This window comes from Bradyrhizobium sp. USDA 4472 (assembly GCF_054058595.1).
On record NZ_JBSSAM010000001.1, the window covers coordinates 341,952 to 363,923 of the forward strand.

The 21,972-nt window shown below is 63.4% G+C and carries 24 protein-coding genes and 1 pseudogene; 20 read left to right on the forward strand and 5 right to left on the reverse strand.

Annotated features, from left to right (window positions below):
* The first annotated feature begins 89 nt into the window (after positions 1-89).
* The 3 genes from ACVWZ4_RS01535 to ACVWZ4_RS01545 all read left to right on the forward strand — a co-directional run bounded on the left by ACVWZ4_RS01535 (position 90) and on the right by ACVWZ4_RS01545 (position 1,712).
* Entirely contained in the window at positions 90-542 is a 453-nt protein-coding gene (locus ACVWZ4_RS01535) for an NUDIX domain-containing protein (protein ID WP_456739704.1), read from the forward strand.
* 313 nt (positions 543-855) lie between these two features.
* Positions 856-1,452 carry a hypothetical protein gene (locus tag ACVWZ4_RS01540; protein WP_456739705.1) on the forward strand — a complete coding sequence of 199 codons (597 nt, stop codon included), beginning with the start codon at positions 856-858 and terminating at the stop codon, positions 1,450-1,452.
* Positions 1,449-1,712, forward strand: coding sequence for an HGGxSTG domain-containing protein (locus ACVWZ4_RS01545; RefSeq protein ID WP_456702343.1), 264 nt, complete (start codon positions 1,449-1,451; stop codon positions 1,710-1,712). Before ACVWZ4_RS01540 ends, ACVWZ4_RS01545 begins: the two co-directional genes overlap by 4 nt.
* A gap of 15 nt (positions 1,713-1,727) precedes the next feature.
* Here the strand turns inward: ACVWZ4_RS01545 and cax are convergent, their stop codons facing one another.
* Positions 1,728-2,831, reverse strand: coding sequence for a calcium/proton exchanger (cax, locus tag ACVWZ4_RS01550; protein WP_456739706.1), 1,104 nt, complete (start codon positions 2,829-2,831; stop codon positions 1,728-1,730).
* Between the two features lie 199 nt (positions 2,832-3,030).
* Here cax and ACVWZ4_RS01555 point away from each other — a divergent pair, with 199 nt between their 5' ends.
* A complete protein-coding gene (locus ACVWZ4_RS01555; RefSeq protein WP_456738002.1) occupies positions 3,031-3,387 on the forward strand; it encodes a response regulator in 357 nt (118 codons plus the stop codon).
* Positions 3,388-3,560: 173 nt separating this feature from the next.
* On the opposite strand, the pseudogene ACVWZ4_RS01560 reads toward ACVWZ4_RS01555, so the two are convergent.
* Positions 3,561-3,665: pseudogene (locus ACVWZ4_RS01560) on the reverse strand (metallophosphoesterase family protein); the annotation flags it as partial.
* Positions 3,666-3,739: 74 nt separating this feature from the next.
* Between ACVWZ4_RS01560 and ACVWZ4_RS01565 the strand changes: the two are divergent.
* Positions 3,740-5,257: a CYTH and CHAD domain-containing protein gene (locus ACVWZ4_RS01565; RefSeq protein WP_456739707.1), complete on the forward strand. Its 1,518-nt coding sequence runs from the start codon at positions 3,740-3,742 to the stop codon at positions 5,255-5,257.
* A gap of 129 nt (positions 5,258-5,386) precedes the next feature.
* Here the strand turns inward: ACVWZ4_RS01565 and ACVWZ4_RS01570 are convergent, their stop codons facing one another.
* Positions 5,387-5,839, reverse strand: a complete 453-nt coding sequence (locus ACVWZ4_RS01570; protein WP_456738326.1) for a cupin domain-containing protein — start codon at positions 5,837-5,839, stop codon at positions 5,387-5,389.
* Between the two features lie 458 nt (positions 5,840-6,297).
* Between ACVWZ4_RS01570 and ACVWZ4_RS01575 the strand changes: the two genes are divergently transcribed.
* The 7 genes from ACVWZ4_RS01575 to ACVWZ4_RS01605 all read left to right on the forward strand — a co-directional run bounded on the left by ACVWZ4_RS01575 (position 6,298) and on the right by ACVWZ4_RS01605 (position 11,822).
* Positions 6,298-7,002 carry a hypothetical protein gene (locus ACVWZ4_RS01575; RefSeq protein ID WP_456739708.1) on the forward strand — a complete coding sequence of 235 codons (705 nt, stop codon included), beginning with the start codon at positions 6,298-6,300 and terminating at the stop codon, positions 7,000-7,002.
* 800 nt (positions 7,003-7,802) lie between these two features.
* A complete protein-coding gene (gene hemP / locus ACVWZ4_RS01580) occupies positions 7,803-7,982 on the forward strand; it encodes a hemin uptake protein HemP (RefSeq protein ID WP_456739709.1) in 180 nt (59 codons plus the stop codon).
* A gap of 287 nt (positions 7,983-8,269) precedes the next feature.
* Entirely contained in the window at positions 8,270-9,139 is an 870-nt protein-coding gene (locus tag ACVWZ4_RS01585; protein ID WP_456789953.1) for a hypothetical protein, read from the forward strand.
* 11 nt (positions 9,140-9,150) lie between these two features.
* Positions 9,151-9,597 (forward strand): FMN-binding protein, encoded by a 447-nt coding sequence (locus ACVWZ4_RS01590; protein WP_456702335.1) that lies wholly within the window; start codon positions 9,151-9,153, stop codon positions 9,595-9,597.
* A gap of 18 nt (positions 9,598-9,615) precedes the next feature.
* On the forward strand, positions 9,616-10,437 hold the full coding sequence (locus tag ACVWZ4_RS01595; protein WP_456739711.1) for an FAD:protein FMN transferase: 822 nt from the start codon (positions 9,616-9,618) through the stop codon (positions 10,435-10,437).
* A 3-nt stretch (positions 10,438-10,440) separates the two neighbouring features.
* Positions 10,441-10,869, forward strand: a complete 429-nt coding sequence (locus tag ACVWZ4_RS01600) for a hypothetical protein (RefSeq protein WP_456739712.1) — start codon at positions 10,441-10,443, stop codon at positions 10,867-10,869.
* Between the two features lie 299 nt (positions 10,870-11,168).
* Positions 11,169-11,822: a hypothetical protein gene (locus ACVWZ4_RS01605; protein WP_456739713.1), complete on the forward strand. Its 654-nt coding sequence runs from the start codon at positions 11,169-11,171 to the stop codon at positions 11,820-11,822.
* Positions 11,823-11,932: 110 nt separating this feature from the next.
* Here ACVWZ4_RS01605 and ACVWZ4_RS01610 read toward each other — a convergent pair whose 3' ends face one another.
* Positions 11,933-13,363, reverse strand: coding sequence for a TAXI family TRAP transporter solute-binding subunit (locus ACVWZ4_RS01610; RefSeq protein WP_456742174.1), 1,431 nt, complete (start codon positions 13,361-13,363; stop codon positions 11,933-11,935).
* 257 nt (positions 13,364-13,620) lie between these two features.
* On the opposite strand from ACVWZ4_RS01610, the gene ACVWZ4_RS01615 reads away from it, so the two are divergent.
* The 6 genes from ACVWZ4_RS01615 (at position 13,621) to ACVWZ4_RS01640 (ending at position 20,291) form a co-directional block, all read left to right on the forward strand.
* Positions 13,621-14,865 carry an MFS transporter gene (locus ACVWZ4_RS01615; protein WP_456737996.1) on the forward strand — a complete coding sequence of 415 codons (1,245 nt, stop codon included), beginning with the start codon at positions 13,621-13,623 and terminating at the stop codon, positions 14,863-14,865.
* A 65-nt stretch (positions 14,866-14,930) separates the two neighbouring features.
* The gene (locus ACVWZ4_RS01620) at positions 14,931-16,124 is read left to right on the forward strand and encodes a M20/M25/M40 family metallo-hydrolase (RefSeq protein ID WP_456739714.1); all 1,194 of its coding nucleotides are present in this window, start codon (positions 14,931-14,933) and stop codon (positions 16,122-16,124) included.
* Between the two features lie 18 nt (positions 16,125-16,142).
* Entirely contained in the window at positions 16,143-17,171 is a 1,029-nt protein-coding gene (locus ACVWZ4_RS01625; protein ID WP_456739715.1) for an AraC family transcriptional regulator ligand-binding domain-containing protein, read from the forward strand.
* Between the two features lie 393 nt (positions 17,172-17,564).
* Positions 17,565-17,741, forward strand: coding sequence for a hypothetical protein (locus tag ACVWZ4_RS01630; RefSeq protein WP_456702328.1), 177 nt, complete (start codon positions 17,565-17,567; stop codon positions 17,739-17,741).
* A gap of 121 nt (positions 17,742-17,862) precedes the next feature.
* On the forward strand, positions 17,863-18,951 hold the full coding sequence (locus tag ACVWZ4_RS01635) for a mandelate racemase/muconate lactonizing enzyme family protein (protein ID WP_456737995.1): 1,089 nt from the start codon (positions 17,863-17,865) through the stop codon (positions 18,949-18,951).
* Between the two features lie 191 nt (positions 18,952-19,142).
* Positions 19,143-20,291: an amidohydrolase gene (locus tag ACVWZ4_RS01640; RefSeq protein ID WP_456702326.1), complete on the forward strand. Its 1,149-nt coding sequence runs from the start codon at positions 19,143-19,145 to the stop codon at positions 20,289-20,291.
* A gap of 48 nt (positions 20,292-20,339) precedes the next feature.
* Here the strand turns inward: ACVWZ4_RS01640 and ACVWZ4_RS01645 are convergent, their stop codons facing one another.
* Complete coding sequence (locus ACVWZ4_RS01645) at positions 20,340-20,564, reverse strand: hypothetical protein (protein ID WP_456737994.1); 225 nt, start codon at positions 20,562-20,564, stop codon at positions 20,340-20,342.
* A 327-nt stretch (positions 20,565-20,891) separates the two neighbouring features.
* Here ACVWZ4_RS01645 and ACVWZ4_RS01650 point away from each other — a divergent pair, with 327 nt between their 5' ends.
* Entirely contained in the window at positions 20,892-21,344 is a 453-nt protein-coding gene (locus ACVWZ4_RS01650; protein ID WP_456702324.1) for an Hsp20 family protein, read from the forward strand.
* A 104-nt stretch (positions 21,345-21,448) separates the two neighbouring features.
* Positions 21,449-21,805, forward strand: a complete 357-nt coding sequence (locus ACVWZ4_RS01655) for a hypothetical protein (protein ID WP_456739716.1) — start codon at positions 21,449-21,451, stop codon at positions 21,803-21,805.
* Positions 21,806-21,972: the final 167 nt, after the last annotated feature.

The following is a 21,972-nucleotide window of genomic DNA, read 5'->3' on the forward strand; positions in this document are numbered from 1 at the left end:
CCGATCAAGCGTTGGCTACTAACCTGCGCTAAGAGGCGCGGTTCCATTTTTCGCGATCGCTTGACGCCTCGCCTGCACGGAACCTTGCGATGCCTTCGAGAAGCGCCGGAATCCTTGCCTATCGAAAACGTCGCATATGCGAGGTGCTCCTCGTCCATCCCGGCGGCCCCTTCTGGCGCAACAAGGACCTCGGGGCGTGGTCGATTCCGAAGGGCGAATATGCCGACGACGAGGACGCAGAGCTTGCGGCCCGACGGGAGTTTGCCGAAGAGCTCGGAGTTGAGGTGTCCGTGCCGCTGATCGCGCTCGGCGAGGTCAAGCAGCGCGGCGGCAAGATCGTCACCGCCTTCGCGGCCGAGCTCGATGTCGAGGCGACCGAAATCCGCAGCAACAGTTTCGAGATCGAATGGCCGCCGCGCAGTGGCAAGCGGCAACGCTTTCCCGAGGTGGATCGCGCCGAATGGTTCACCCTCGAGGAGGCGTACGCGAAGATCAACGAAGGCCAGCGCCCGCTGCTCGCGCGCCTGCCCCGCAGCAAGTGAGCGCGGCCGATCGGGCCAAACGACGAAAACAACCCCATGCACAGTAGCCGGCGCCAGGGGGACCGAGGCTTCGCACGGGTGAAGATGCTGAATATCAGAAATTTCGTTTGACCCGTCGGGCAAAACAGGTGCATGGTGGCATCATCGCGCGATCAGCCTGTGGTCACCGCACGCCTCCCGGGCGTCCCTCGACCTGGCTTGCACGAAAATTCCTCGCCGAAATCTGAAAATCAAAACCGCCGCGTCAGCAAGCGCGCGATCGGCTTCGCTCACGGCGAGCCTTCGCGCTTTGCGCCGGCAAAGGACCCATCGCATGACGACATCCCTGACGACCACCGAAGCCATGCCCATCGTGGCCAACGATCGCGCCCCGATCACCGCAGTCCCACAGGTCAAGCTCCGTCGCAGGCGCGTCGTGATCGACCACGCCGATCCGCACACCGGCGAGAAGCTGCTGGCCGAGGCGCTCGGCGCCCCCGACCGCGACGCGCTGCACGGCCTGCTGAGCCAGCTCGTGAAAGCCAGCGCCGTCGCGCTCAAGCCCGACCAGGGCAATCTCTCCTTCATGGTTTCGATGCTGAAGAGCATCGCGCCAAAGGATTCGCTCGAGGCGATGCTGGCGGCGCAGATGGTGAGCATTCAGGTCGCGACAATGCGCTGCGCCTGCCGCCTCGCCTGCACCACCGAGGTGACGCAACAGGAAAGTCTGACGCGCGCCCTGACCCGGCTGTCGCGCACCTTCGCGAACCAGATGGAGGCCCTGAACCGCCATCGCAGCAGCGGCGCGTGCGCGATCACGGTGCAGAATCTGTCGGTGCAGGATGGCGGCAAGGCCGTCGTCGGTCATTTCGCACAACACGCGAACCTGATCGCCGCGCAGCCGGGCCTTGTGGACGCCGTCGGCGCATGAGCCACGCCCGCAACACCGCCGCGATGCAAGCGAGCCGGCGCTGCGGCGCGCAAACACGCGACGGTCAGACCTGTCGCGCGCCGGCATTGCGCGGCAAGGCGCGCTGCCGCATGCATGGCGGGGCATGGGGATCGGGAGCGCCTGATGGAAACGGCAATGCGGTCAAGCACGGCTACTATACCGGTGAGGCCATGAACGAGCGCAGGCAAATCCGCGACTTGTTGCGCGAAACGCAAAAACTTCTTCGGGAGCTGAAGTGAGCGGCGTCCGATGTTTCAGACAGGACCATGGGAGCCCGGTGGGACCAGGTAAAGTGTCATCGCGAAGATGGCATAGATACACAATAGCAGCGCACCGACAAACCAGGCCGACCGTCCACCGTTGGTGACGAAGCATGCGACGACGCTGGCGATCATCACCATGGTCACGGCGCCCGGCCAGAATTGCAGATCCATCGGCTTCGGTCCGACGAGATAGCTGAGGAGCACAAGGAGGGGCGCAACGAACAAGGCGATCTGGGAGGCACTCCCCAACGCAATGCTCACGCTCATGTCGAGCCGGTTCCGCCGAGCGGCCGAGAATGCCACGGCCATCTCGGCTGCCGCGCCGACAAGGGCGACGACGATGAAGCCGACGAACGCCGGTGTCATACCCAGTGTCTCGGCCGCCTTCTGGACCGACTCGACGAATACCTCGCTCACGAGCGCGACCAGAACGGTCACGACCAAAAGCGTCGGAACAGCTATCGAGATCGGCAGCACGAGGCCAGCCGCTTCGGCGTGCTCGCCGCTCGCAAACAGCTCCTTGTGCGTGCGCAGCGAGAACAACAGGCTGAGACCGTAGGCAACAATCAGGAGAACAGCCAGCGCTGCGCTCAGACGATGAACGGCGGCCTCGCTTCCTTGAAAGTTGAGGTCAGCGACCGCGGAGGGCGAAAGCAGGGCAATCGTGGCCATCAGGAGCAACGCGGAGTGCAGCCGTCCCCCTGCGCGGTTATAGTCCTGCACGTGATGCCTCAGTCCGCCCAGAAGCAATGATGCTCCCAGCATGAACAGCGAATTGGTGACGATGGCGCCGGCGATGGACGCCTTGACCAGCATGTACTCACCGGCACGCAAGGCAGTCACCGCAATGATGAGCTCCGTCAAGTTCCCAAGCGTCGCGTTCAACAGCCCGCCGATGGCGTCACCGGTCTTCTCGGCAACGGCCTCGGTCGCGTGGCTCAACAGGCTTGCGAGCGGAACGATGGCGATCACCGCCAGGACGAACAGCAGCGTGTGCGCGTTCGGCATGAGGTGGGCCAACACGATGACCACGGGAACGAAGACCAGCAGCCACAGCAGCGGACTGTGCCGGATTTCCTTGAGCAGCAGGTTCATGGACCGCCCTCCTGCGCTATCCTGGCGACTGTGACCTGCCGGACGTTGATCTATCTCAACCGGCCGTTCCGGGAGGTTTGGACCGGACTCTCGAGACCCGAAACATTTGCAGGATCGCGGTTCGAGCAACTCGAGCCGGGTGCTGCGGAACATATTCGCCGCCTTGCACTTAACATTTGTTACGAAGCGAGGTGCAACCATGGGCCAATCGAAGCCGATCCGCCCGACCGCAATCGTCGTCGAGGATGACGACATCCAGCGCGAAATGCTGGCGATGCTGCTCGAGGACAACAACTTCGACGTGCTCCAGTGCGAGGACGCAGAGACCGCCGCTCTGGCGTTGAAAGCGCGGCATCCCAGCCTGATGGTCACGGACATCAATCTGGTCGGAAAGATGGACGGGGTGGATCTGGCGCACTTCGCCAAGCAGCATCATGCCGACGTGCGGATCATCGTGATCTCCGGCCGTCCGCTGCCCCGCCCCTTGCCGCCTGGTGCAAAATTCCTCACCAAGCCGGTCTATCCGGCAGCCCTTCTGACGGAAGCGGCGCCGTAGAAGAGGCATCCGCCGAAACCCTTCCCGCGTCGTGGTCCGCGGCGCGCGCAACATCGCGCCGCTGCTGAGCCGTCACTCCGCCGCGAGGACCCGGCGGTGACGGCAACGCTGATGATCATGTGAGGCGCGCGATGAGGAGCAATCAACCGAACCTCGGAGGAAAGAATCGCCTAACGGGCGTGCGGCGTGGCGACCTCGACCACATAAGGAACGGGCGCCCGCCCATCGTAACCAGGCAGTCCGACGCTGCCGGGATTGACGATCATTCGCGAGCGGCGCCCATGGAAATGACGGCCGCGGGCGGAACTTCCCGCGACTGCGCCACTTCTCCTCGGCAACGGGAAGTCGTCCGATGAACGCAGAAACGGAACTGAAATTCCAGCTTTCACCGGGGAAATTGTCGTCCGTGCTGCCCGACGACGCTTCGCGTCAGCGGCGCCGCGACACGTCGCGGCACACGCTCGTGTCGACCTATTTCGACACCCCCAAGCGCAAGCTCAGACGACATGGCCTGACGCTGCGGGTCCGCGAGGTCGACGGCCAGTTTGTCCAGACCGTGAAAGCGGGGGGCTCCGGCGGCATGACGCGCGGCGAATGGGAGGACGCAATTGCCGGCATGAAGCCGGACCTCGCCAAGACGAAGAATTCCCCGCTCGGTGACCTCGCCCGCAGCAAGCAACTTGCTCGCAAGCTGAAGCCGGTGTTTCGGACCGATGTTCATCGTACGACCCAGGCAAGGCGGGTCCGAAGCAGCCGGATCGAGCTTGCAATCGATCGCGGCCGCATCGAGGTTGGGCGCCGCTCGCGTCCCGTTTCCGAGCTGGAGCTGGAATTGAAGTCCGGACAGCTCGCCGATTTGTTCCGTCTGGCGCGGACTCTCGAACGCAGAACGGGTGCCGAGCTCGATCTGCGCTCGAAGGCTGATCGCGGCTTCCAGCTCGCGACCGGAACCGGTTTGGGTGCGCAGCGCGCCGAGCCGATCACGTTGAAGGGGGCGCTGTCCCCTCGCGAGGCGTTTTCCGTCATCGCACATTCGACGATGCGGCAGATCACGGCGAACGCCGATCCGGTGCGCACGATGCAGTCCGAAGGGGTCCACCAGATGCGTGTCGGCTTGCGGCGGCTGCGAGCCGCCATCTCCCTGTTCAAGGACGTGCTGCCGCGCGCGAGCACCGCGCGCATCAAGGCCGAGCTGAAATGGCTCACGAACGAGCTGGCGCCGGCGCGCGAGATCGACGTATTCCTGAAGGAGAGCATCCAGCCGGTCGCCGACCAGGGCGTCCCGAAGCGCGGCCTTCATGCGATCCAGCGGAGGTTCGCCGGGCGGAGAGCGGAAGCCTTCGACCGCGCCCGCAACGCGGTCGCATCCGCCCGGTACCGCCGCATGCTGATCGACGTGCTGCAATGGATCGAGGCCGGACGTCCTCACACCGGCGACGATCGATCGATCGCCGCCTATGCCGCCGACGTGCTTGACCGGCGGATCCGGAAGGCGCGGAAGCAGGGCAGGCAATTGGCCGAGCTTGACCCGCGACAACGCCACAAGCTGCGCATCCGGATCAAGAAAATCCGCTATGCCGTCGATTTCTTCGAGAGCCTCTATCGCGGTCGCGACCAGAACGAGCTCGCGTCCCTCTCGGGTGTGTTGAAGCGGATCCAATCCGCGCTGGGATCGCTCAACGACTTCATGGCACACCGCGAGCTGGCGACGCAGGCCGCCTTGACCGCGCCGCCGGCGAACCGGCGCGCGCAGGCTTTCGTGTCAGGCTTCATCGCCGGCGAGGAACGTGAGGCAGCACGTGGCCTGATGAAGGATGCCGCAAAGGAGCTGCATCGGTTGCACCGGCTGCGCATCGCGCCGGCCGGATGATCTTGGAGAACCGGCATGGCAACCGTGGGGTCCTCTCCGTGGCAAGTTTGATCCCGCTTGCCACTCCCCACCGGCGCAAGAAAGGACATCCGGCGGCGCCAGCCTCGGGCCAGCAGCCGAAGTGCAATCTTACTCCGAAATGGCGACGGATGACGCCGCAGCGATCTTCGGCGCGTTCCGCGCGATTACGGACTTGATCTTGTTGAACACATGGATGGCGATACCGATCGGGGAATGGCGCAGGAAGGCGATCTTCCTCACATAGCCCTGAACGTGCCATTTGGCGTGCGCGCCTCTGCGAAAAATGAGCACATCGCCAACCCCATAGCGCTTCGGCGGCATCCCCTCGCTCTCAAGCATTATCCATCCTTCGAGGATCACGCTCGTCTCGTCACGATCGTAGTACCAGTTGAATTTGCCCTCGGTGCACGACCAGATCACGGTTTTGGCAGTGTTGCATGCGTTCGCCGACAGCAGGCGCAAGCGGGCTTCCGGATTGCCTTCAATGATCCAGGATGGCTCGATCGGCGACGGCGCCAGATCATCCATTCTCCAATTCCAAATTTCAATTGGCACAGGCATTGGTCCAACACCTCCGAATTCATTCACATGACTTCAAACATGCCCGTAGCGCTGGCTGCCGACTTTTCCCGGGCGCCTGCATCATTGGATTTTAGGCGAAAGGCGTGAAGAGCCAAGTTGTCGCAAGAGAGCCTTTCATCGTCGCTCTGAAGGGGTAGTCATTCTCCGCTCAAAAAAATAGGAACCAAACTACAAATCCGTTTCGCCAAGCCGAGGCAGAAGAGGAGCCGCTGCCTGCTCTGGCGGATCATCACCTTGGAACGCGCGTCTGCCAGAGTTCCCTGCTCCTTCATGTCCGCTTTGGATATGTCCGAGCGGATCACAACCGCGGATTTAGTCCCGTGCGCAACTCGAACAACGGCGAAGTCGGTCGTCTGTCGTGGACCTCTCGATGGGGGGTACTCCTTCTGACTGGTCATTCCCTCGCGACTTTGCAGTAGACTCTTCGAGGACCGGAGGTGGACCTGAGTGCGGCGGCCCGTCGTGGCGGGCGTTCTGGCTGCGCGCGAACTGAAGCGACATCGGGTGCCCAGGTGCAGAACATGCGATCCAGACCGGCAAAATCGTGGATCGGCTTGGCCTTTGCAGCCAACCTGCTTTTGGCGGCTATCATACTCGTGGTCCGCGGCGCCGACGTTCACGGCACCAATGCCGCACTTTTCGCGACAGGACGCCTCCAGTTCCTTTGGTTCTTGGCGGCATATGCTGGAGGGCCATTGACGACGCTGTTTGGTGCGACGTTTCTGCCGCTGAAGCAGCGTGGGCGCGAACTTGGCCTTGCCTTCGCAGCCGCACTCATTGTTCATCTCGCCCTTGTCAGCTGGCGTTGCTGGATTGGCGCAGTCCCGACCCTGGCCGTGTTCATCCGTTTCGGAGCCGCCGCGGCTTTGACCATTCTTCTTGCAGTTCTCTCCTTTGGAAACCTGCACGCGCTGCTCGCCCCAAAGAGCTGGAAATTACTGCGAATCATCGGAATGAATTACATTCTCTACGTGTTCCTCGTCGACTTCCAAGATCCGTTGAATCGAGGAATCATCCTGTATTTGCCGTTCGACGTGATGGCCACCGCTGCCGCCTTGCTGCAGCTGGCCGCTTGGGGCGTCCAGCTACGCTCCGCTCGAGCGACGGTCGGAGCCGTGACGCGGGACCCGGCACAGCCTTGATGACATTGCGACGAGCGAAGCAGGTCGAGTCAGCGCCTTCAAAACCGCAGGCGAGATCAGCGGCCAGATGATCTGCTCGAATGCCGGTTGCCGGCCTGTCAAGCCCGGGTGTCATGTCGAGCAGCGGGAGCATTCCAGCACATCCGTTAACGCCGCTACAGACGTGTGCGACTAGCCCTTGGCGACGGCCGCATTTCAGAACTCGAGCCAAAGCTTGAAGCGTGGTCAGCGAACTGGGGTGTGTACTGATTAAGCGACGGGCCGACGGAAGTCGCAGAACGGACAGGCGCAGACATTGGCGCCGAGCGGCGAGTTGGGCCCAAGCCTACGCCGTCGTATCGAAAACGGCGGGATTTTTCCGTACAGCGACTGACGAAACTGGCAGTCGGATCGAGGCACGGCACGCTTGGCAGTTGATCTCGCCTCCTCAAGGCTCAGGCAGATCTAGAGTTCTTCCAAATCCTGAATGCGAGTGCAGAGCGTAGCTGCGTTGTGCTGAGCTTCCCTAGATCGTTGATCGCGCTGGCTTTAGCGAGCGCGATATTTGGAAACGCGCTTCAGCGGATGTCTCGACAATTAGATTGATTCCAGGTGAGCTATATTGTCTCAGGCAGCCTCTACAGTTTATCTCCATCAGAAGTCGAGCTGATTGCTCGCGGAGTCGAGTTGCGAACTCCACCGGGCAACCAGTGGCGCGACTGAAGAATCTGAGATTGGACGGACACGTCCGGCCGACGGGTTTTCGCGATCGCGTCGGTGGCCGAGATGTCTGTTGGGTGACGAATGTGCGCGGGACGCCAATGACCGACAAGCCACCTCACGGCGGGGGATTGCTCGCTGTGCAATTTTCACCACCCGCGCCGCGCACGATCAGCAGCCGCGACCTCCTGCAAGGCGCGAGGCTACTGATCATTAGGCATGACGAGGAGATCTATCGCCTGCAGTTGACGGCGGCGGGCAAGCTCATTCTGACGAAGTAGAGGCCGCCGGCCGTGAATCGGGAGATTCCGAGCCGCCGCGGACAAGGCAATTCACGTTCCCAGCCAGCCACCTCTGCGCGCAGAGGAAGCCAGCCACAGAACAAATCTTGGCAAGAGCCCAAAAGGGGGTGGCGATGGTTGGAAGACTGCACCTGGATTCATTTCGAAAGTCGACGGCGCAATCCGGCAGGGAGGCGCGACGTGGGTGTCGGTCGAAGCCGGCGAGACGCAGGAGCGTTCCGGCTCGCCGCTACGTACGCTGCGCATTGCTCGCGACGACACTGTGGTTGGCCGGTTCAGCCGCGTTCGCCGAAGAATCCGCTTTCGCCTTCGTCTACACCACCGATCTCCTGCCGCAGGGTGGCAAGGAGGTCGAGCAATGGGTGACGTGGCGGCATCAGAAGAACAGTGGCACCTATGACCAGATCGAGGGGCGAACTGAATTCGAATATGGTCTCGCCAGTAACTTGCAAGCCGCGATCTATCTCAACTATGCCTGGACGCAGGCCTATCACAACGGTCCGTTCGGCGCGACGACACCACCGGAACAGTTCTCGGATTACGCGGCCGGGCCGGACGATTTCTTCAATGCAAAGCGCTTCACCGGTGTCTCGGGCGAGTTGATTTACCGGATCCTCAGTCCCTACACCGACGGCATCGGGCTTGCGCTGTACACCGAGCCGACGGTGGGTCCGAATTTCTTCGAGGTGGAAAACAAGATCATCGTCCAGAAGAACTTCATGGACGATCTCCTGACCGTGGCGTTCAACTTCACCTGGGCGCCAGAGTTCCGCAACACGTTGGCTGATCCAATTGACCCTACTTCTGCCAAAAGCTGGGGCATGGAGACCGACATCAATTTCGGTTTCGCGGCCTCCTACCGATTTATGCCGAACTGGTCGGCGGGCTTCGAATTCATGAACGAACACGAGGTCAATAGCTTTTGGTTCAATCACGAGTCGAACAACGGCTACTATCTCGGCCCCACCTTGCACTATGGCGGCGAACGCTTCTTCCTGACGGCAACCGCGCTCTGGCAGATGCCCTGGGCAACCAATCATACGGACACAGTTCCGGGCGCTCTGGTAAACGGTTACATCGGGGACAACGATTTCGAAAGATTCCGCTTCCGGATGAAGGCCGGCTATACGTTCTGAGGGGCTGAGTTATGAAAGCGAGTCATTGGGTTTGGCTTCCGGTCGCAGCGATCTCCACGCCTGCCTATGCGGCGACCTATTTCTCCGTCGAGCAGGCGCAGCATGCGATTTTCCCGGGGGCGACGTTCTCTACCACCGGGCAGCCGAACACGTGGCGCACGTCCGGCGGCGGCTATTTCGTCGTCGAGCGCGTGGTGGGGAAGCACGAATACATCACCGTCGCAATCGGCATCAATCCGAACGGAACGGTCAAGCAGATCGAGATCATGGACTACCGGGAGTCCTACGGCTACGAGGTGCGCGACGCCTCATGGCGCGCGCAATTCGTCGGCAAGAGCGCAAGCTCACCGCTGCAACTCGGCGCCGACATCAAGAACATCAGCGGCGCGACGCTGTCATCCAAGCACATCACCGATAGCGTCAAGCGAGTCCTGCAGAATTTGAAGGCCAAAGGATGAGCAGGGAATGAGCATCCGATGAGACGCGCGCGTCCGCTGCTGGGAACGTTCGTCGAGATCGAGGCCACTGGCCTGGCCGAGCCGGTTCTGGAGCGTGCGGTCGACGCCGCATTCGCGGCGATCGAGCGGGTTCATCGCCTGATGAGCTTCCACGATCCGGACAGCGACCTGTCGCGTCTCAACCGCCATGGCGTATCGGGGCCGGTGGCTGTCGATCCCTGGACGATGAAAGTCCTGCATCGGGCGCGCATTCTGTTCGATGCGACGGAAGGCTTGTTCGACTGCGCTGTCGGCTACGAGGCGATGCGACGCGGGCTGCTACCGTCGCAAGGCCTCGATGACATCGAGGGTGGAACGTTCTCGGCGGTCTCATTCCTGTCCGACAACAGGATCAGATTCTCGACGAGGGTCGGCCTCGATCTCGGAGGCATCGCGAAGGGATTCGCGGTCGATCGCGCCATCGCGATGTTGCGTGCCCACGGCGTGCGCGGCGCGTTGGTCAATGCCGGCGGCGACATGCGCGTCATCGGCGAAACGGCGCAGCCCGTCTACATCCGCTGCGGACGCGATGATGGTCATGTCATGCAGGCAGGCTTGCTGCGCAACGCCGCGATCGCGACATCCGCGGCCGACAGGACCGTGCGCAAAGGCCCCCTGCCAACTTCGGAGCTGTCGCCCCCGGACGCAGCCTATTCGGTGGTAGCGCGAACATGCCTGCTGGCCGACGCGCTCACGAAGGTTCTAGTCCAGATCGGACGCACGGATGCGAATTGCTTCGCCAGGTTCGGCGCACTGGCCTTCATCACGTCGGGCGGTGCGGTCGTCGAAAAGGCGGCTTGACGGATGCGTCTTGGATTCTGGCAGAGAACGGCGGTGTTCGCGAGCATGACAGCTGTCAGCCTGTCCGGCCTGGCCTGGTTCTTCCTGCATGATATCGCTACCGGTGATTTCAGCGGTGCCGCGCACCTCCTGCTGACGTTGCACGGCATTTCGTCCTACGCCGTGCTGGTCGGCGTCGGCTCGCTGCTGCCGCTGCACGTCCGGGCGGGATGGCGGAGCCGGCGCAACATTGTCACCGGCACCTTGGTGACCGCAACCATGACGGTTTTGTGCGTGACCGCACTGATGCTGTACTATGGTGAGGAAGAGACGCAAGGAGTGGCGAAATGGGTCCACCTGGTGTTCGGCTTTGGTTGTTTGGTCCTTTTTCCTGCGCATGCCTTTCTGAAAGCAAAAGCAAGGGAAGCCGAGTTGCGGACTGAGCCGACCTGAGGGCGATCGCCGGAATTGGTCGCGAAGGGCGATGTGTGGACGAACAGTCGTACAGCATCAGGCGGCAGAGACAAAGGCTCCCTGAGCAAGCGTTGGGTAGAAATTGTCGACAACGACGCCGTGATCCGACCCAACCAGTGCCGCCGGGACCCCGCCTTCACTTTAGGATGAAGGAGGAAGTGTAATATGGATCATCTGATCGTATAGTTGATTCAAGCGAATGCCGGACACCCGGTTGGAGCAGGGTTGCATCGGCGCGTGATGTGGGACGAGAGTCCTCACTGGTAAGGACCAACTGCATGACCAAGATAGTGAATTTGGCTCTACTCTCGTCCATGGCATTGTTGACGCCGAGCATGCGGGGACCGGCGGAAGCCCAGCAAAGCAGCATGGGTTTCTTCATAACCAGTGTCGGTCTTGGAAAGGGCGGCGACCTCGGTGGGCTCGACGGGGCGGATCGACATTGCCAGACCCTCGCCCAGGCCGCAGGCGCGGGCGGCAAGACATGGCATGCCTATCTTTCGACGCAGGGGCCGGGCGCGATCAACGCCAAGGACCGGATAGGTAGCGGTCCTTGGTCCAACGCCAAGGGCATCCAGATCGCGGCAAACGTGGCCGACCTGCACAGCGACAACAACAAGATCAACAAAGAGACCGGACTCGACGAGAAGGGCATGGTGGTCAAGGGACGCGTCGACAATCCCAATCAACATGACATGCTCACCGGCACACAACAGGATGGCACGGCCATTCCCGGTGCCGACGCGACTTGCAGTAACTGGACCAGCAGCACTGACGGACAGGGCAGCGCGATCGTCGGACACCATGACCTGATCGGCAACACTCAGGGTCCCAATTTGTGGAACTATTCGCACAAGACGCCGGGTTGTTCCCAGGCGAACTTGCAGCGCGTCGGCGGCGCGGGATTGTTTTACTGCTTCGCCACCAACTGAGCGGCTGGATCGCGATCCGCACATCACTCGTGCCAACGCCTGAGGCTGAGCACCCGGGCATCCGGCCCGGTCCGGCTTGCCGAGCCGACCGAGAGGATCGGAAAAGCAGATTACGTGCCGCCTGATCCTCGCGCCATTGTCGTTGCCGCTCGCACCGTCTCGACATTGGCACGTGGCAACGTCGCCCGCCTCTCGGCGATGGCGTTGCGCAACAGATCGAGAACCAGCCCGAATGCCGCGAGCTCCTCCTCCTCGATTGCGCCGTCGTCGTAGCACGCGAGTGTTTCACGGATGATCTCGTCGGCCTCATGCTGCAGAGTCAGGAGCTGCTGGTTGGACTCCGCGGTCCGCGCAGTGGAAACCATCGCCAGGATTTTCTTGCGATGGCTGGTGTTTTCCTCCCTTTCGTCGCGGTTCAAATAGCGGCGCAGCCAGGCGGCCGCCGAGCCGATGCCGGAGAGAAGCAGGAGCCCGAACCAGAAGTAATCGCCGTAGCGGTCGAGAAAGCTGCGTTCATTGCCGTCGATCACGGCCGCCGCTCCCCGATGCACCGGCAACTCGGTGTCCTTCTCGAGGTCGGGCTTGGTGATGTGAGAGGCGCCAGGAACCTGCTTCGCGATCGCCTGACGAACGGCAAAGAGCTGCCGGAAGAAAGCGGCGACCGTCGTTTCGGACAGGGTCTTTCTCGCCACGATGAGGTGGCTCACGCTGACCGTCTCGACCTTGTCATCCGGCCATGCCGGGTCCGCATTGAAGACGCTCGGCGGAATTTCCTCGGATTCATACCGGGGATGCTTCAAGGCGATCGCTTCCGATGTCTCGATGGCGAGAAACTTCGGCTCGCCTCGTATCCGCGCCGTTGCGGCGATGGCATCAGATGTGATTTTGCTGTCGAGCGGCCCGACCGCCATGAATGCATCGAGCTGGAGGTCGCGCGCCAGTTCGTCGAGGTGGTCCGTGCCAAAATGCGTCACGGTGACCTTGTCCGCCTCGATCCCGGAGGCGCTCAGGATGACTCGCAGCAACGCGGCATTCGCCGCGGTTTTCCCGATGATACCGATATGACGCCCCGCGAGATCGGCAACCTCCTTGATTTTCGGCGTCTGCTTTCTTTTCGAGGTCCTGGTTCCACGTCCGGACGGTGTCCACAGAACGGCGAAGTTCTTGCGCAAGACCGCGACGGTCTGTGCTTCGGCGGGCATGTCCAGGTCGCCGCGGCCAACGGCCAGATCGGCCTTGCCAGCTCCAAGCAGGGCAAGGGACTCCACCGCTCCCGCGGTTTTGATCGGCGACAGCCTGACGGTCCGGCTCTCGGTGCTGAAGGCATCGGCCATCGCCTGAATGACCTTGTCGTCGTCGCTGCCAGCCGGTCCAACGGCGATCCGGAGCGTGTCCGGCCGCAACACGAAATAAAGTGCACCCGATGCCACGGCAAAAACAAGAAATCCAACCCCGAGAACCAACAATAAGGAATTGCGTCTTCTCCGCACTCGGCGGGCCGCGTCACTGGCTGTCTGGCTTGCACTCTCGGATACAGACATCACCGCTGCCAATCGCAGATGCTTCCCGTCACGCCACCTTCTCCCGAGTACAACGTCCTGACGGCCGCCGCGGTTCATCGGCCCGAGGCCTGGAATGGCCGCCACCCGGGATGGCGGCACGTGGTGGACGGCTCTCAAGCCCCTCGTGATCTGTCCCCAGGTCTGGTCGGCCCTGCGCCAGCGCCTCGCCCCCAGCTGTTGGCATGGGCCGTCCGATCGTGTAACGGCACGAAAAAGCGCGTTGGGACGGGACGCTGATGAGTGCGGTTGCGACTGAAGAAGTGGGAAACGGCACCCGCGCACTGATCCTTGCGCTGCTGGCGCTGGCCTGCGGGCACATGCTCTCGACCTTGCTGCGCACCATTCCGGCGGTCAGCCTCGACCTGATGGCCGCGGATTTCCGGATGGAGCCGCAGGCACTGGCGAGCCTGACCTCGGTCTATCCCTTCGCCTTTGCCGCCGCGCAGATTCCGGTTGGCGCTGCGATGGACCGCTTCGGCGTGCGGCCGGTGTCGCTGAGCCTGCTTGCGGGAACCGTGATCGGTGCGATCGCCTCGGGCTTTGCCACGGGGCCTTCGAGCTTCGCGATGGGGCAAGTGCTGCTCGGCATCGCCACCTCAGGCATGCTGATGTGCCCGATGACGCTGGCAGCCAAGCAATTGTCGGCGGCGCGGTTCGGGCTGTGGTCGGGCGCGATCCTCTCGATCGGCAATATCGGCATGCTGTTGTCGTCGAGCCCGCTGGCCTTCGTGGTCGATCATTACGGCTGGCGCGCCGGGTTCTGGATCGCAGGCCTCGGCGGCGTCCTCGTCGCGCTCGCCGTCTTCACGCTGGTGCCGAGCCAGCCGGCCGAGCACAAGGACGATTCCTCAGCCCTGTCGCAGATGATCGCGGTGCTCAGGCTCGGCTTGTCGCGGCCCTTGCGCGGCCTGATCGCGCTGGCGCTGGTGTCGCTGTCGAGCTCGCTGGTGCTGCGCGGCCTGTGGGGCGGCCCGTGGCTGATGGACATCAAGGGATTGTCGCGGGTCGAGGCCGGCAATCAGCTCGGCGCGTTCACGCTGGCGATGATCGCCGGTCCGCTTCTCGTCGGCATGATCGACCGCAAGCTCAGTCGTCGCCGCGAGCTGGTGGCAAGCACGCATATGATCGGAGGTTTGCTGCTGGCCCTGATGGCGCTCGGCGCGCCGCATGATCTGGTCTCGATGCTGTTCGGCGTGGCTGTAATGCCGCCGCTCTATGATCTCGTACTGTTCGTGCTCATTGGCATCGCGACCTCGGCGCAGCCATTGCTGTTCGGCATGTCGCGGCAGCTGGTCGACGCGCAGACCGCGGGCAAGGCGCTCGCGGCGATCAACCTCGCCTTCTTCCTCGGTGCCGCCTTGATGCAATCGGTCACCGGTGCGGTGGCGGCATTCGCGGGGCTGCCGGCGGTGCTGCTGTTCATGGCCGCGGCGCTGCTGCTGGGTGCAACGATCTTCCTCGCCTCTACGCGCAGCGTCTGAGGCCCTTGCACAACGCATCGGCGCGGGAGATGCTGGCGCAACCGTCCAGCAAGGGAATGATTTTCATGCCTGTCGACACCAAGGCCGCGACCGACCGCCTCATGCGCTTCCTCTCCGTGGAAGGCATCACCGGACAGGAGGCGGCGATCGGGCGGGAGCTCACGGCCGCACTGAAGGACAGCGGCGTGCCGGCAAAGGCGATCCGGCTCGACGACGCCAACACCCGCATTCCCGTGCCGACCGAAACAGGCAATCTGATCGTCGACCTGCCCGGCCGCGGCGCGCTGCACAACCAGCCGCGCATCATGTTCATGACCCACATGGACACCGTGCCGCTCTGCGCCGGCGCCAAGCCGAAGAAATCCGGCCGCAGAATCGTCAACTCCGCCAAGACCGCGCTCGGCGGCGACAACCGCTGCGGCTGTGGCGTGCTGGTGACGTTAGCGGCGGAGCTGGAAAAGCAGAAGCTCGATCATCCACCGATCACGCTGTTGTTCTGCGTGCGCGAGGAAAGCGGGCTCTATGGCGCGCGCCACGTCAAGCTGGACGAGCTGGGGTCACCGGTGATGGCGTTCAACTATGACGGCGGCTCGGCCTCCAACGTCGTGATCGGCGCCGTGGGCGCGGACCGCTGGACGGCCGAGATCATGGGCCGCGCCTCGCATGCCGGCGTCGCGCCGGAGCGCGGCATTTCCGCCACCATGATCATGGCGCTCGCGCTTGCCGACGTGAAGGCCGGCGGCTGGTTCGGCAAGGTGGTGAAGGGCAAAAGACAAGGCACCAGCAATGTCGGCCCCGTCACCGGCGGCGCAGGCCGTCCCGCGGGCGATGCCACCAACGTCGTCACCGACTATGTGCATGTGCGCGGCGAAAGCCGCAGCCATGACGGAAAATTCTTCAAGGAGATCACCAAGGCCTACAAGGCCGCCTTCGAGAAGGCGGCGAAGAAGGTGACGAACGCCCAGGGCAAGTCCGGCAGGGTCAAGTTCAAGGCCGAGACCGATTATTATCCGTTCCGCATGAAGGACAGTCAGCCCGTCATCAAGCGCGCGGTCGAGGCGGTATCTGCCGTCGGCGGTACGCCGAACGTCCGCACCGCCAATGGTGGCCTCGATGCCAACTGGATGGTTCGTCACGGCATTCCGACCGTGACCTTCGGCGCGGGGCAGAACGAGGCGCACACCATCGACGAGTGGATCAATCTCGACGAATATGACCGGGCGTGCGCGCTGGCCGTGCAGCTCGCGACGATGCGGTGAGCTGCCTGAGAGGCCGTCATGCGCAGCCGATCGGCGAACGGCTTGAGCTCAATCCTCAGCGCGACCGGCGGTATCGCCCGCCTCGCCTGCGCCTATCTGCGCCGCAAAGGCAGGGATCCGGCGCCGGTGCTCGAGCAAGCGGGCCTCACGCTCCAGGACATCGCGGATCCCAAGTGCCGCGTCGCCGCCGCAGCGCAGGTCAGGTTGCTCGAGCTGGCAGCCGCGGAGCTGGAAGACACGCATTTCGGCTTGCACCTCGCGCGCGACTTCGAGCTCGGCGAGATCGGTCTGGTTTATTACGTCATGGCGTCGTCCGAACATCTGGCGGACGCGCTTGCGAACGCTGCGCGGTATTGCGCGATCAACAATGAGGGCGTGCGATTGGAGGTGTCCGCCGGCCGCACGCTTTCGATCGGGCTGGAATACCTCAACCTCGATCGTCGCTTCGGTCGTCATCATGCTGAATTCTGGGTGGTGACCCTGGTGCGCATCGCGCGTGCGTTGACCGGCGGCAGGGTCTCACCAAAACAGATCACATTGAGATACGGCAGGCCACAGCTCCGCCCCGGCATCGACCTTGGCTGCGCCATCGACTATGGCGCCAATCGGGACGAGATCGCGTTTCCCGAACAGAGTGCCGCACTGCGGGTCGCGGGCGCTGATACCCATCTGAACCGGATACTGCTTGAGTATGCCGATGAGGCCTTGGGCCGACGCAAGGCGCAGCGCAGCAGCTTGCGCTCGCGCGTCGAGGACGAGCTGATCCAGCTGCTCCCCAATGGCAAGGCCCACGTGTTGGAGGTGGCGCGCCGCACAGGAATGAGTGGTCGCACGCTTGCCCGCGCTCTCTCGGACGAGGGCACGACGTTTTCCGCCGTGCTTTCCGAGTTGAGACAAGCCCTCGCCAAGCGCTATCTGCGCGATCAAGACCTGCCGATCTCGGAAATCGCCTGGCTGCTGGGCTATCGGGAAGTCAGCTCCTTCAGCCACGCCTTCACCGGCTGGACGGGAGTGACGCCGCGGCAATTCCGGACTGCGGGCTCCTGATGTCGCGCTGCTTGGCGCGAAATCCCAAAATATGGGCGGAAACCGACAAGAAAGCCCGGGGTGAAGGCTCTATTGAGTTGGCCGTGTTCTGAGGTCAACGGCGGCGGCGCGGGTTCATGCACCAATCTCTCGAAAGAACGCCGCCGCGATGTTCGCGCTGCGGCTCCGAAACGCTCCGCCTGATCGTACGCTACAGCGATCCGCGGACGGACCACATCGTGCGCCTGTTCAAGTGCCGGTGCGGCAACGAAGTTCGAGACGAAGGGGCTTCGACATGAGGTCCTGGGACGCCTGGTTCACGGCCTCGCTCGTGTGGGTCTTGCTTCTGCTCGCCATGGTCATCTGGATCGCAGCGGCAGTCTGACGAACGGAACGTTCGCATCGAGATCGGTCATGAAGGATTTTGTCAGTTCGCTGGAGAAGCTGCGCAAGGACGCGGCCGAGGCGGCCTTGATCCGCGACCTCGCCACCCAGACCTCCAAGCGAGACCTGTTCGACCGGTTGCATCGGCACTTCAGCCGGCTGGCCGACGAGGTCGAGCGGGCGATGAAGCAGGCGCGCCGGCCGTAACGGATCGATCCGGGCGCCCGCGCGGTTCCCGCGCGCATGAGGACGCAGCAGCATTGCCGCGAACGCAGTTGCCCGAGGCTCCACGTCAGCCTAGCCTGCAACGAAAATGCAGGGAGCAAACATGCCGCGCATCGCTGATATCGAATCCGGGCTCTACCGGATCCCCCTCCCCGTTACGCTGTCGGATTCCACCCATGGCGACATGTCGGCTTTCGAGCTGATCACCTGCCGCGTGCGCGATGCCGATGGCGCGGAAGGCACTGGCTACACCTACACGGTCGGGCGCAACGGCGGCGCCGTCGCAGACATTCTCAAGCGCGAGATTCCGCCGCTGGTCGAGGGGCGCGAGGCTGAGGACACGGAAGCCCTCTGGCATCACGTCTGGTGGGGCCTGCATTATGGCGGGCGCGGCGGGCCTTCCGTGCTCGCGCTGTCCGCGCTCGACATCGCGCTGTGGGATTTGAAGGCGCGGCGGGCGAAGCTGCCGCTGTTCCGGCTGCTCGGCGGTTTCGATGCGCGCGTGCCGTGCTACGCCGGCGGCATCGACCTCGATCTGCCGGTCGAGGCGCTGTTGAAGCAGACCGACGGCAATCTCGCAAAGGGCTTTCGCGCCATCAAGATGAAGGTGGGCCGGCCCGACCTCAAATCCGACCTCGCACGCGTCGCGGCGATGCGCCAACATCTCGGCGACGGCTTTCCGCTGATGGCGGACGCGAACATGAAATGGACGGTGGAGGAAGCGATCCGCGCCGCCCGCGCCTTCGCAGCCCACGATTTGACCTGGCTGGAAGAACCCATCATCCCTGATGATGTCGCCGGCCACGCGCGCATCGTGCAGGCCGGCGGTGTGCCGATCGCGGCGGGTGAGAATCTGCGCTCGCTGTGGGAGTTCAAGAACTACATCGCATCAGGCGCGGTGTCCTATCCCGAGCCCGACGTCACCAATTGCGGTGGGGTCAGCGCCTTCATGAAGATCGCGCGGCTGGCGGAGGCCTTCAACCTGCCGGTCACCAGCCACGGCGCGCACGACATCACCGTGCATCTGCTCGCCGCCTGCCCGAACCGCTCTTATCTCGAGGCGCACGGGTTTGGGCTCGACAGGTACATCGAGCATCCGCTGCTGCTCGAAGACGGCAAGGCGCTGGCGCCGGACCGCGCGGGACACGGCATCAGCTTTGACTGGAAGGGGCTAGCTAAGTTGGCGGCGTAGGGCGGCTCCGCGGCCGGAGGTGCGCCCCCTCTCCCGCAAGCGGGAGAGGTGAAGTGGAGGACGCGGCGCGGTCGTCTGCCCAGCAATCATCGAACCTGCCGATGCACGCGAGGCATTCCGAGGCACTTGATGCGGCACGCGGATAATCGGCTAGAGTGGTGACGGCCGTCATCATGCGAGAGATTCCTGCCTTGACCCCAGAGTTGCACCAGACACTGACCACGTGGCGCCGGCATCTGCATGCCTGCCCCGAACTGTCCTTGCAGGAAAAAGCGACCGCGGCCTTCGTGCAGGAGCGGCTCACCGAGTTCGGCATTCCCTTCGAGGCCAATATCGGCGGCCACGGCGTGGTCGCGACGCTGACGCGCGGATCGGCGCAAGGGCGCGTCGGCTTGCGTGCCGACATGGATGCACTGCCCATCACCGAGCATACTGGGCTGGCCTACGCCTCGAAAAATCCGGGCGTGATGCATGCCTGCGGGCATGACGGGCACACCGCCTCGCTGCTGGGTGCGGCCGCGCTGCTGGCGGCGGACACGGACTGGAGCGGCACCGTCGATTTCATCTTCCAGCCGGCCGAGGAAGGTTTTGGCGGCTCGCGCGCGCTGGTCGCTGCCGGGCTGTTCGAGCGCTTCCCGATGGATCGCGTGTTCGGCTTCCACAACTGGCCCGGATTGGAGGCCGGCACCATCGCGGTCCACGACGGCGTGGTGATGGCGTCAGGCGGACGCGTCACCATCACCATCGAGGGCCATGCGGGACATGCCGGCATGCCGCATCTGACGCGTGATCCGGTGGTGGCGGCCGGCCATCTGATCGTGGCGATGCAGGGGATCGTGTCGCGCAGCGTCGATCCGCTCGACACCGCCGTGCTTTCGCTGTGCACGATCGAGGGCGGCACCGCGCCCAATCAAATCGCGGGCAAGGTCGTGATCCGCGGCACGCTGCGGCATCATCGCAACGACGTGAAGGACGTCATCCTGGCGCGGATCGGCGAGATCTGCGCCGGCATCGCCACGAGCTTCGACGTCAAGGTCACCCCTGATATCGTCATGGGCGTCGGCGCCACGGTCAATTCGACGGAGGAAGCGGGCCTCGCGCGCATGGCCGCTGAGAAGGTGCGGGCACCGGTCAGGCGCGATCTCGCACCCAGCATGGCCGCCGAGGATTTTGCGTTCTATCTCCAGCACCGGCCCGGCGCGTTCGTGTGGATCGGCAACGGGCCCCTGCGCGACGGCGCCGAACTACATGGCCCGCGCTACGATTTCAACGACGCGATCCTCCCGGTCGCATCGAGCTGGATGGCGGAGGTCGCCAAGACGGCGCTGTCGGCGAATTAGAGCGGCGCGTGCTCACGCCGGTGCGGACCAGGAGATTGCGTAAGTCGTTCATCGTTCGGCTCCCCGAAGGGCGGGGCCCGCCGAGTCTCTCGGTAGTGTAAATGCGGCGGGAAGAGCCTCGGCAGCGAGAGCTTGGAGGGCGGCCTGCTCCTCGGCAAGGCGCCGCTCGATGAATTGACGTTCAAGCTCCGACAGCTTCGTCTTCAGCAGGCGTCGATAGCGGGAGATGTTGTTTCGGTGCGTGCGAATGCGGGCCAATTCCAGATCGAGCATCGTCGTCGCTCCTGACGGTCTTTCAAAATCCTTTTCGATTGTCCGGGGTGGAAGGGCAGACTTCCGGCGCAAAAAAATATTCGCGCCTCTTGTGCTGTCAAGATTCTCTCACATCGCTCGTTCGGGTTCCCAAGCCGCCTCTCAATTTTTTTTACTGCCCCCTCTTGCAAGGCTCTTCCGTCGCTCTAAGTCGTTTTTCGCCGCGAGAGCGGTGTGCCGGATGCCCGCCAGGGGTCCGGTGCGGGCGCCGGGCCGGGGTCCGCCGGATTCGGTCTGAACCCCGTCTTGCGCTCCTTCTTAACCATCTTGCTCCTAGGAGGACTTGGTATGAGGACCACCTTTGACTTCGCGCCCCTCTGGCGCTCCACCATCGGCTTCGACCATCTTGCCGACCTCGTGGACAGCACGTTGCGTCAGGCCGGCGAAGAGAACTATCCCCCCTACAACATCGAGCGCTTCGGCGAAGACCAGTACCGGATCACACTTGCCGTGGCAGGCTTTGGCGCCAACGACATCACGGTGACTGCCGAACAGAACACGCTGACCATCGAGGGCAAGAAGCCCGAGTCAGCCTCCGGCGAATATCTGTACCAGGGTATCGCGGCGCGGCCGTTCCGTCGTGTGTTCAATCTCGCCGACTACGTTCAGGTCAAGCAAGCCGCTTTCCAGGACGGTCTCCTGGTCATCGATCTCCTGCGCGAGATTCCAGAGGCCATGAAGCCGCGCCGCATCCAGATCGCGAGCACGCCGCCGCAGATTGACCAGCAGAAGGCGGCCTGAGCGTCGAAAGCTCTGCCATTACGGACCAGCATGGCGGACGGCGCGGCTCGCCGTCCGCCGGTGACGGCATCCCTTTTCGAAAGGAGTGGTGAGGGAGACGACCGATGAATGCCAAAGCGCCAATGAATGCCAAAGCGAACGTGACCGGTTTCAAGCCGCTATTCCATCCCGCAGCACACTATGCCTCTGCGAGCGCCGTTCTCGACGACGCCGGTCTTTCAACGCCGGAAAAACGGATCATCCTGTCGTCCTGGGCTTCGGATATGTACGCCGTCGAATCCCAGCCCGCGCTACGCGAGATCCCCGGCATGGGCCATCCGATCCGACTGACGGACATCCTCGCTGCACTGCGCAAGCTCGATGACGACGATCCGCCGCCGCGCGGCGGCGCGGCCATGCGGTTGCGGCGGCCATCGGCCGCCGCCTCGGGCACTGAGCCGGCTCACGTCGGCACGACGTAACATCCGCCTCGCTGGAACCTCATCAATATCAGGAGGAGATGACCGTCCGCCGGGTCGCCGCCCCGCGGGCGCGGACGCGTGCGCTTGACGCACCGCCCGCGGCCGGGTTTAATGAACTCCAACAACAATTGTTCGCATTCCGAACATTTTGCACGCCGGGCGAAAGC

Excerpts from the sequence above, each read along its gene's own strand:
- cax (WP_456739706.1), bottom strand. The coding sequence starts at position 2,831 with ATGAACCTGCTGCTCAAGGAAATCCGGCACAGTCCGCTGCTGTGGCTG.
- ACVWZ4_RS01650 (WP_456702324.1), top strand. The coding sequence starts at position 20,892 with ATGAGGACCACCTTTGACTTCGCGCCCCTCTGGCGCTCCACCATCGGC.
- ACVWZ4_RS01635 (WP_456737995.1), top strand. The coding sequence starts at position 17,863 with ATGCCGCGCATCGCTGATATCGAATCCGGGCTCTACCGGATCCCCCTC.
- ACVWZ4_RS01610 (WP_456742174.1), bottom strand. The coding sequence starts at position 13,363 with ATGTCTGTATCCGAGAGTGCAAGCCAGACAGCCAGTGACGCGGCCCGC.
- ACVWZ4_RS01605 (WP_456739713.1), top strand. The coding sequence starts at position 11,169 with ATGACCAAGATAGTGAATTTGGCTCTACTCTCGTCCATGGCATTGTTG.
- ACVWZ4_RS01645 (WP_456737994.1), bottom strand. The coding sequence starts at position 20,564 with ATGCTCGATCTGGAATTGGCCCGCATTCGCACGCACCGAAACAACATC.
- ACVWZ4_RS01615 (WP_456737996.1), top strand. The coding sequence starts at position 13,621 with ATGAGTGCGGTTGCGACTGAAGAAGTGGGAAACGGCACCCGCGCACTG.
- ACVWZ4_RS01570 (WP_456738326.1), bottom strand. The coding sequence starts at position 5,839 with ATGCCTGTGCCAATTGAAATTTGGAATTGGAGAATGGATGATCTGGCG.
- hemP (WP_456739709.1), top strand. The coding sequence starts at position 7,803 with ATGACCGACAAGCCACCTCACGGCGGGGGATTGCTCGCTGTGCAATTT.
- ACVWZ4_RS01545 (WP_456702343.1), top strand. The coding sequence starts at position 1,449 with ATGAGCCACGCCCGCAACACCGCCGCGATGCAAGCGAGCCGGCGCTGC.
- ACVWZ4_RS01565 (WP_456739707.1), top strand. The coding sequence starts at position 3,740 with ATGAACGCAGAAACGGAACTGAAATTCCAGCTTTCACCGGGGAAATTG.
- ACVWZ4_RS01625 (WP_456739715.1), top strand. The coding sequence starts at position 16,143 with ATGCGCAGCCGATCGGCGAACGGCTTGAGCTCAATCCTCAGCGCGACC.
- ACVWZ4_RS01540 (WP_456739705.1), top strand. The coding sequence starts at position 856 with ATGACGACATCCCTGACGACCACCGAAGCCATGCCCATCGTGGCCAAC.
- ACVWZ4_RS01555 (WP_456738002.1), top strand. The coding sequence starts at position 3,031 with ATGGGCCAATCGAAGCCGATCCGCCCGACCGCAATCGTCGTCGAGGAT.
- ACVWZ4_RS01595 (WP_456739711.1), top strand. The coding sequence starts at position 9,616 with ATGAGACGCGCGCGTCCGCTGCTGGGAACGTTCGTCGAGATCGAGGCC.
- ACVWZ4_RS01630 (WP_456702328.1), top strand. The coding sequence starts at position 17,565 with ATGAAGGATTTTGTCAGTTCGCTGGAGAAGCTGCGCAAGGACGCGGCC.
- ACVWZ4_RS01655 (WP_456739716.1), top strand. The coding sequence starts at position 21,449 with ATGAATGCCAAAGCGCCAATGAATGCCAAAGCGAACGTGACCGGTTTC.
- ACVWZ4_RS01600 (WP_456739712.1), top strand. The coding sequence starts at position 10,441 with ATGCGTCTTGGATTCTGGCAGAGAACGGCGGTGTTCGCGAGCATGACA.
- ACVWZ4_RS01620 (WP_456739714.1), top strand. The coding sequence starts at position 14,931 with ATGCCTGTCGACACCAAGGCCGCGACCGACCGCCTCATGCGCTTCCTC.
- ACVWZ4_RS01535 (WP_456739704.1), top strand. The coding sequence starts at position 90 with ATGCCTTCGAGAAGCGCCGGAATCCTTGCCTATCGAAAACGTCGCATA.
- ACVWZ4_RS01590 (WP_456702335.1), top strand. The coding sequence starts at position 9,151 with ATGAAAGCGAGTCATTGGGTTTGGCTTCCGGTCGCAGCGATCTCCACG.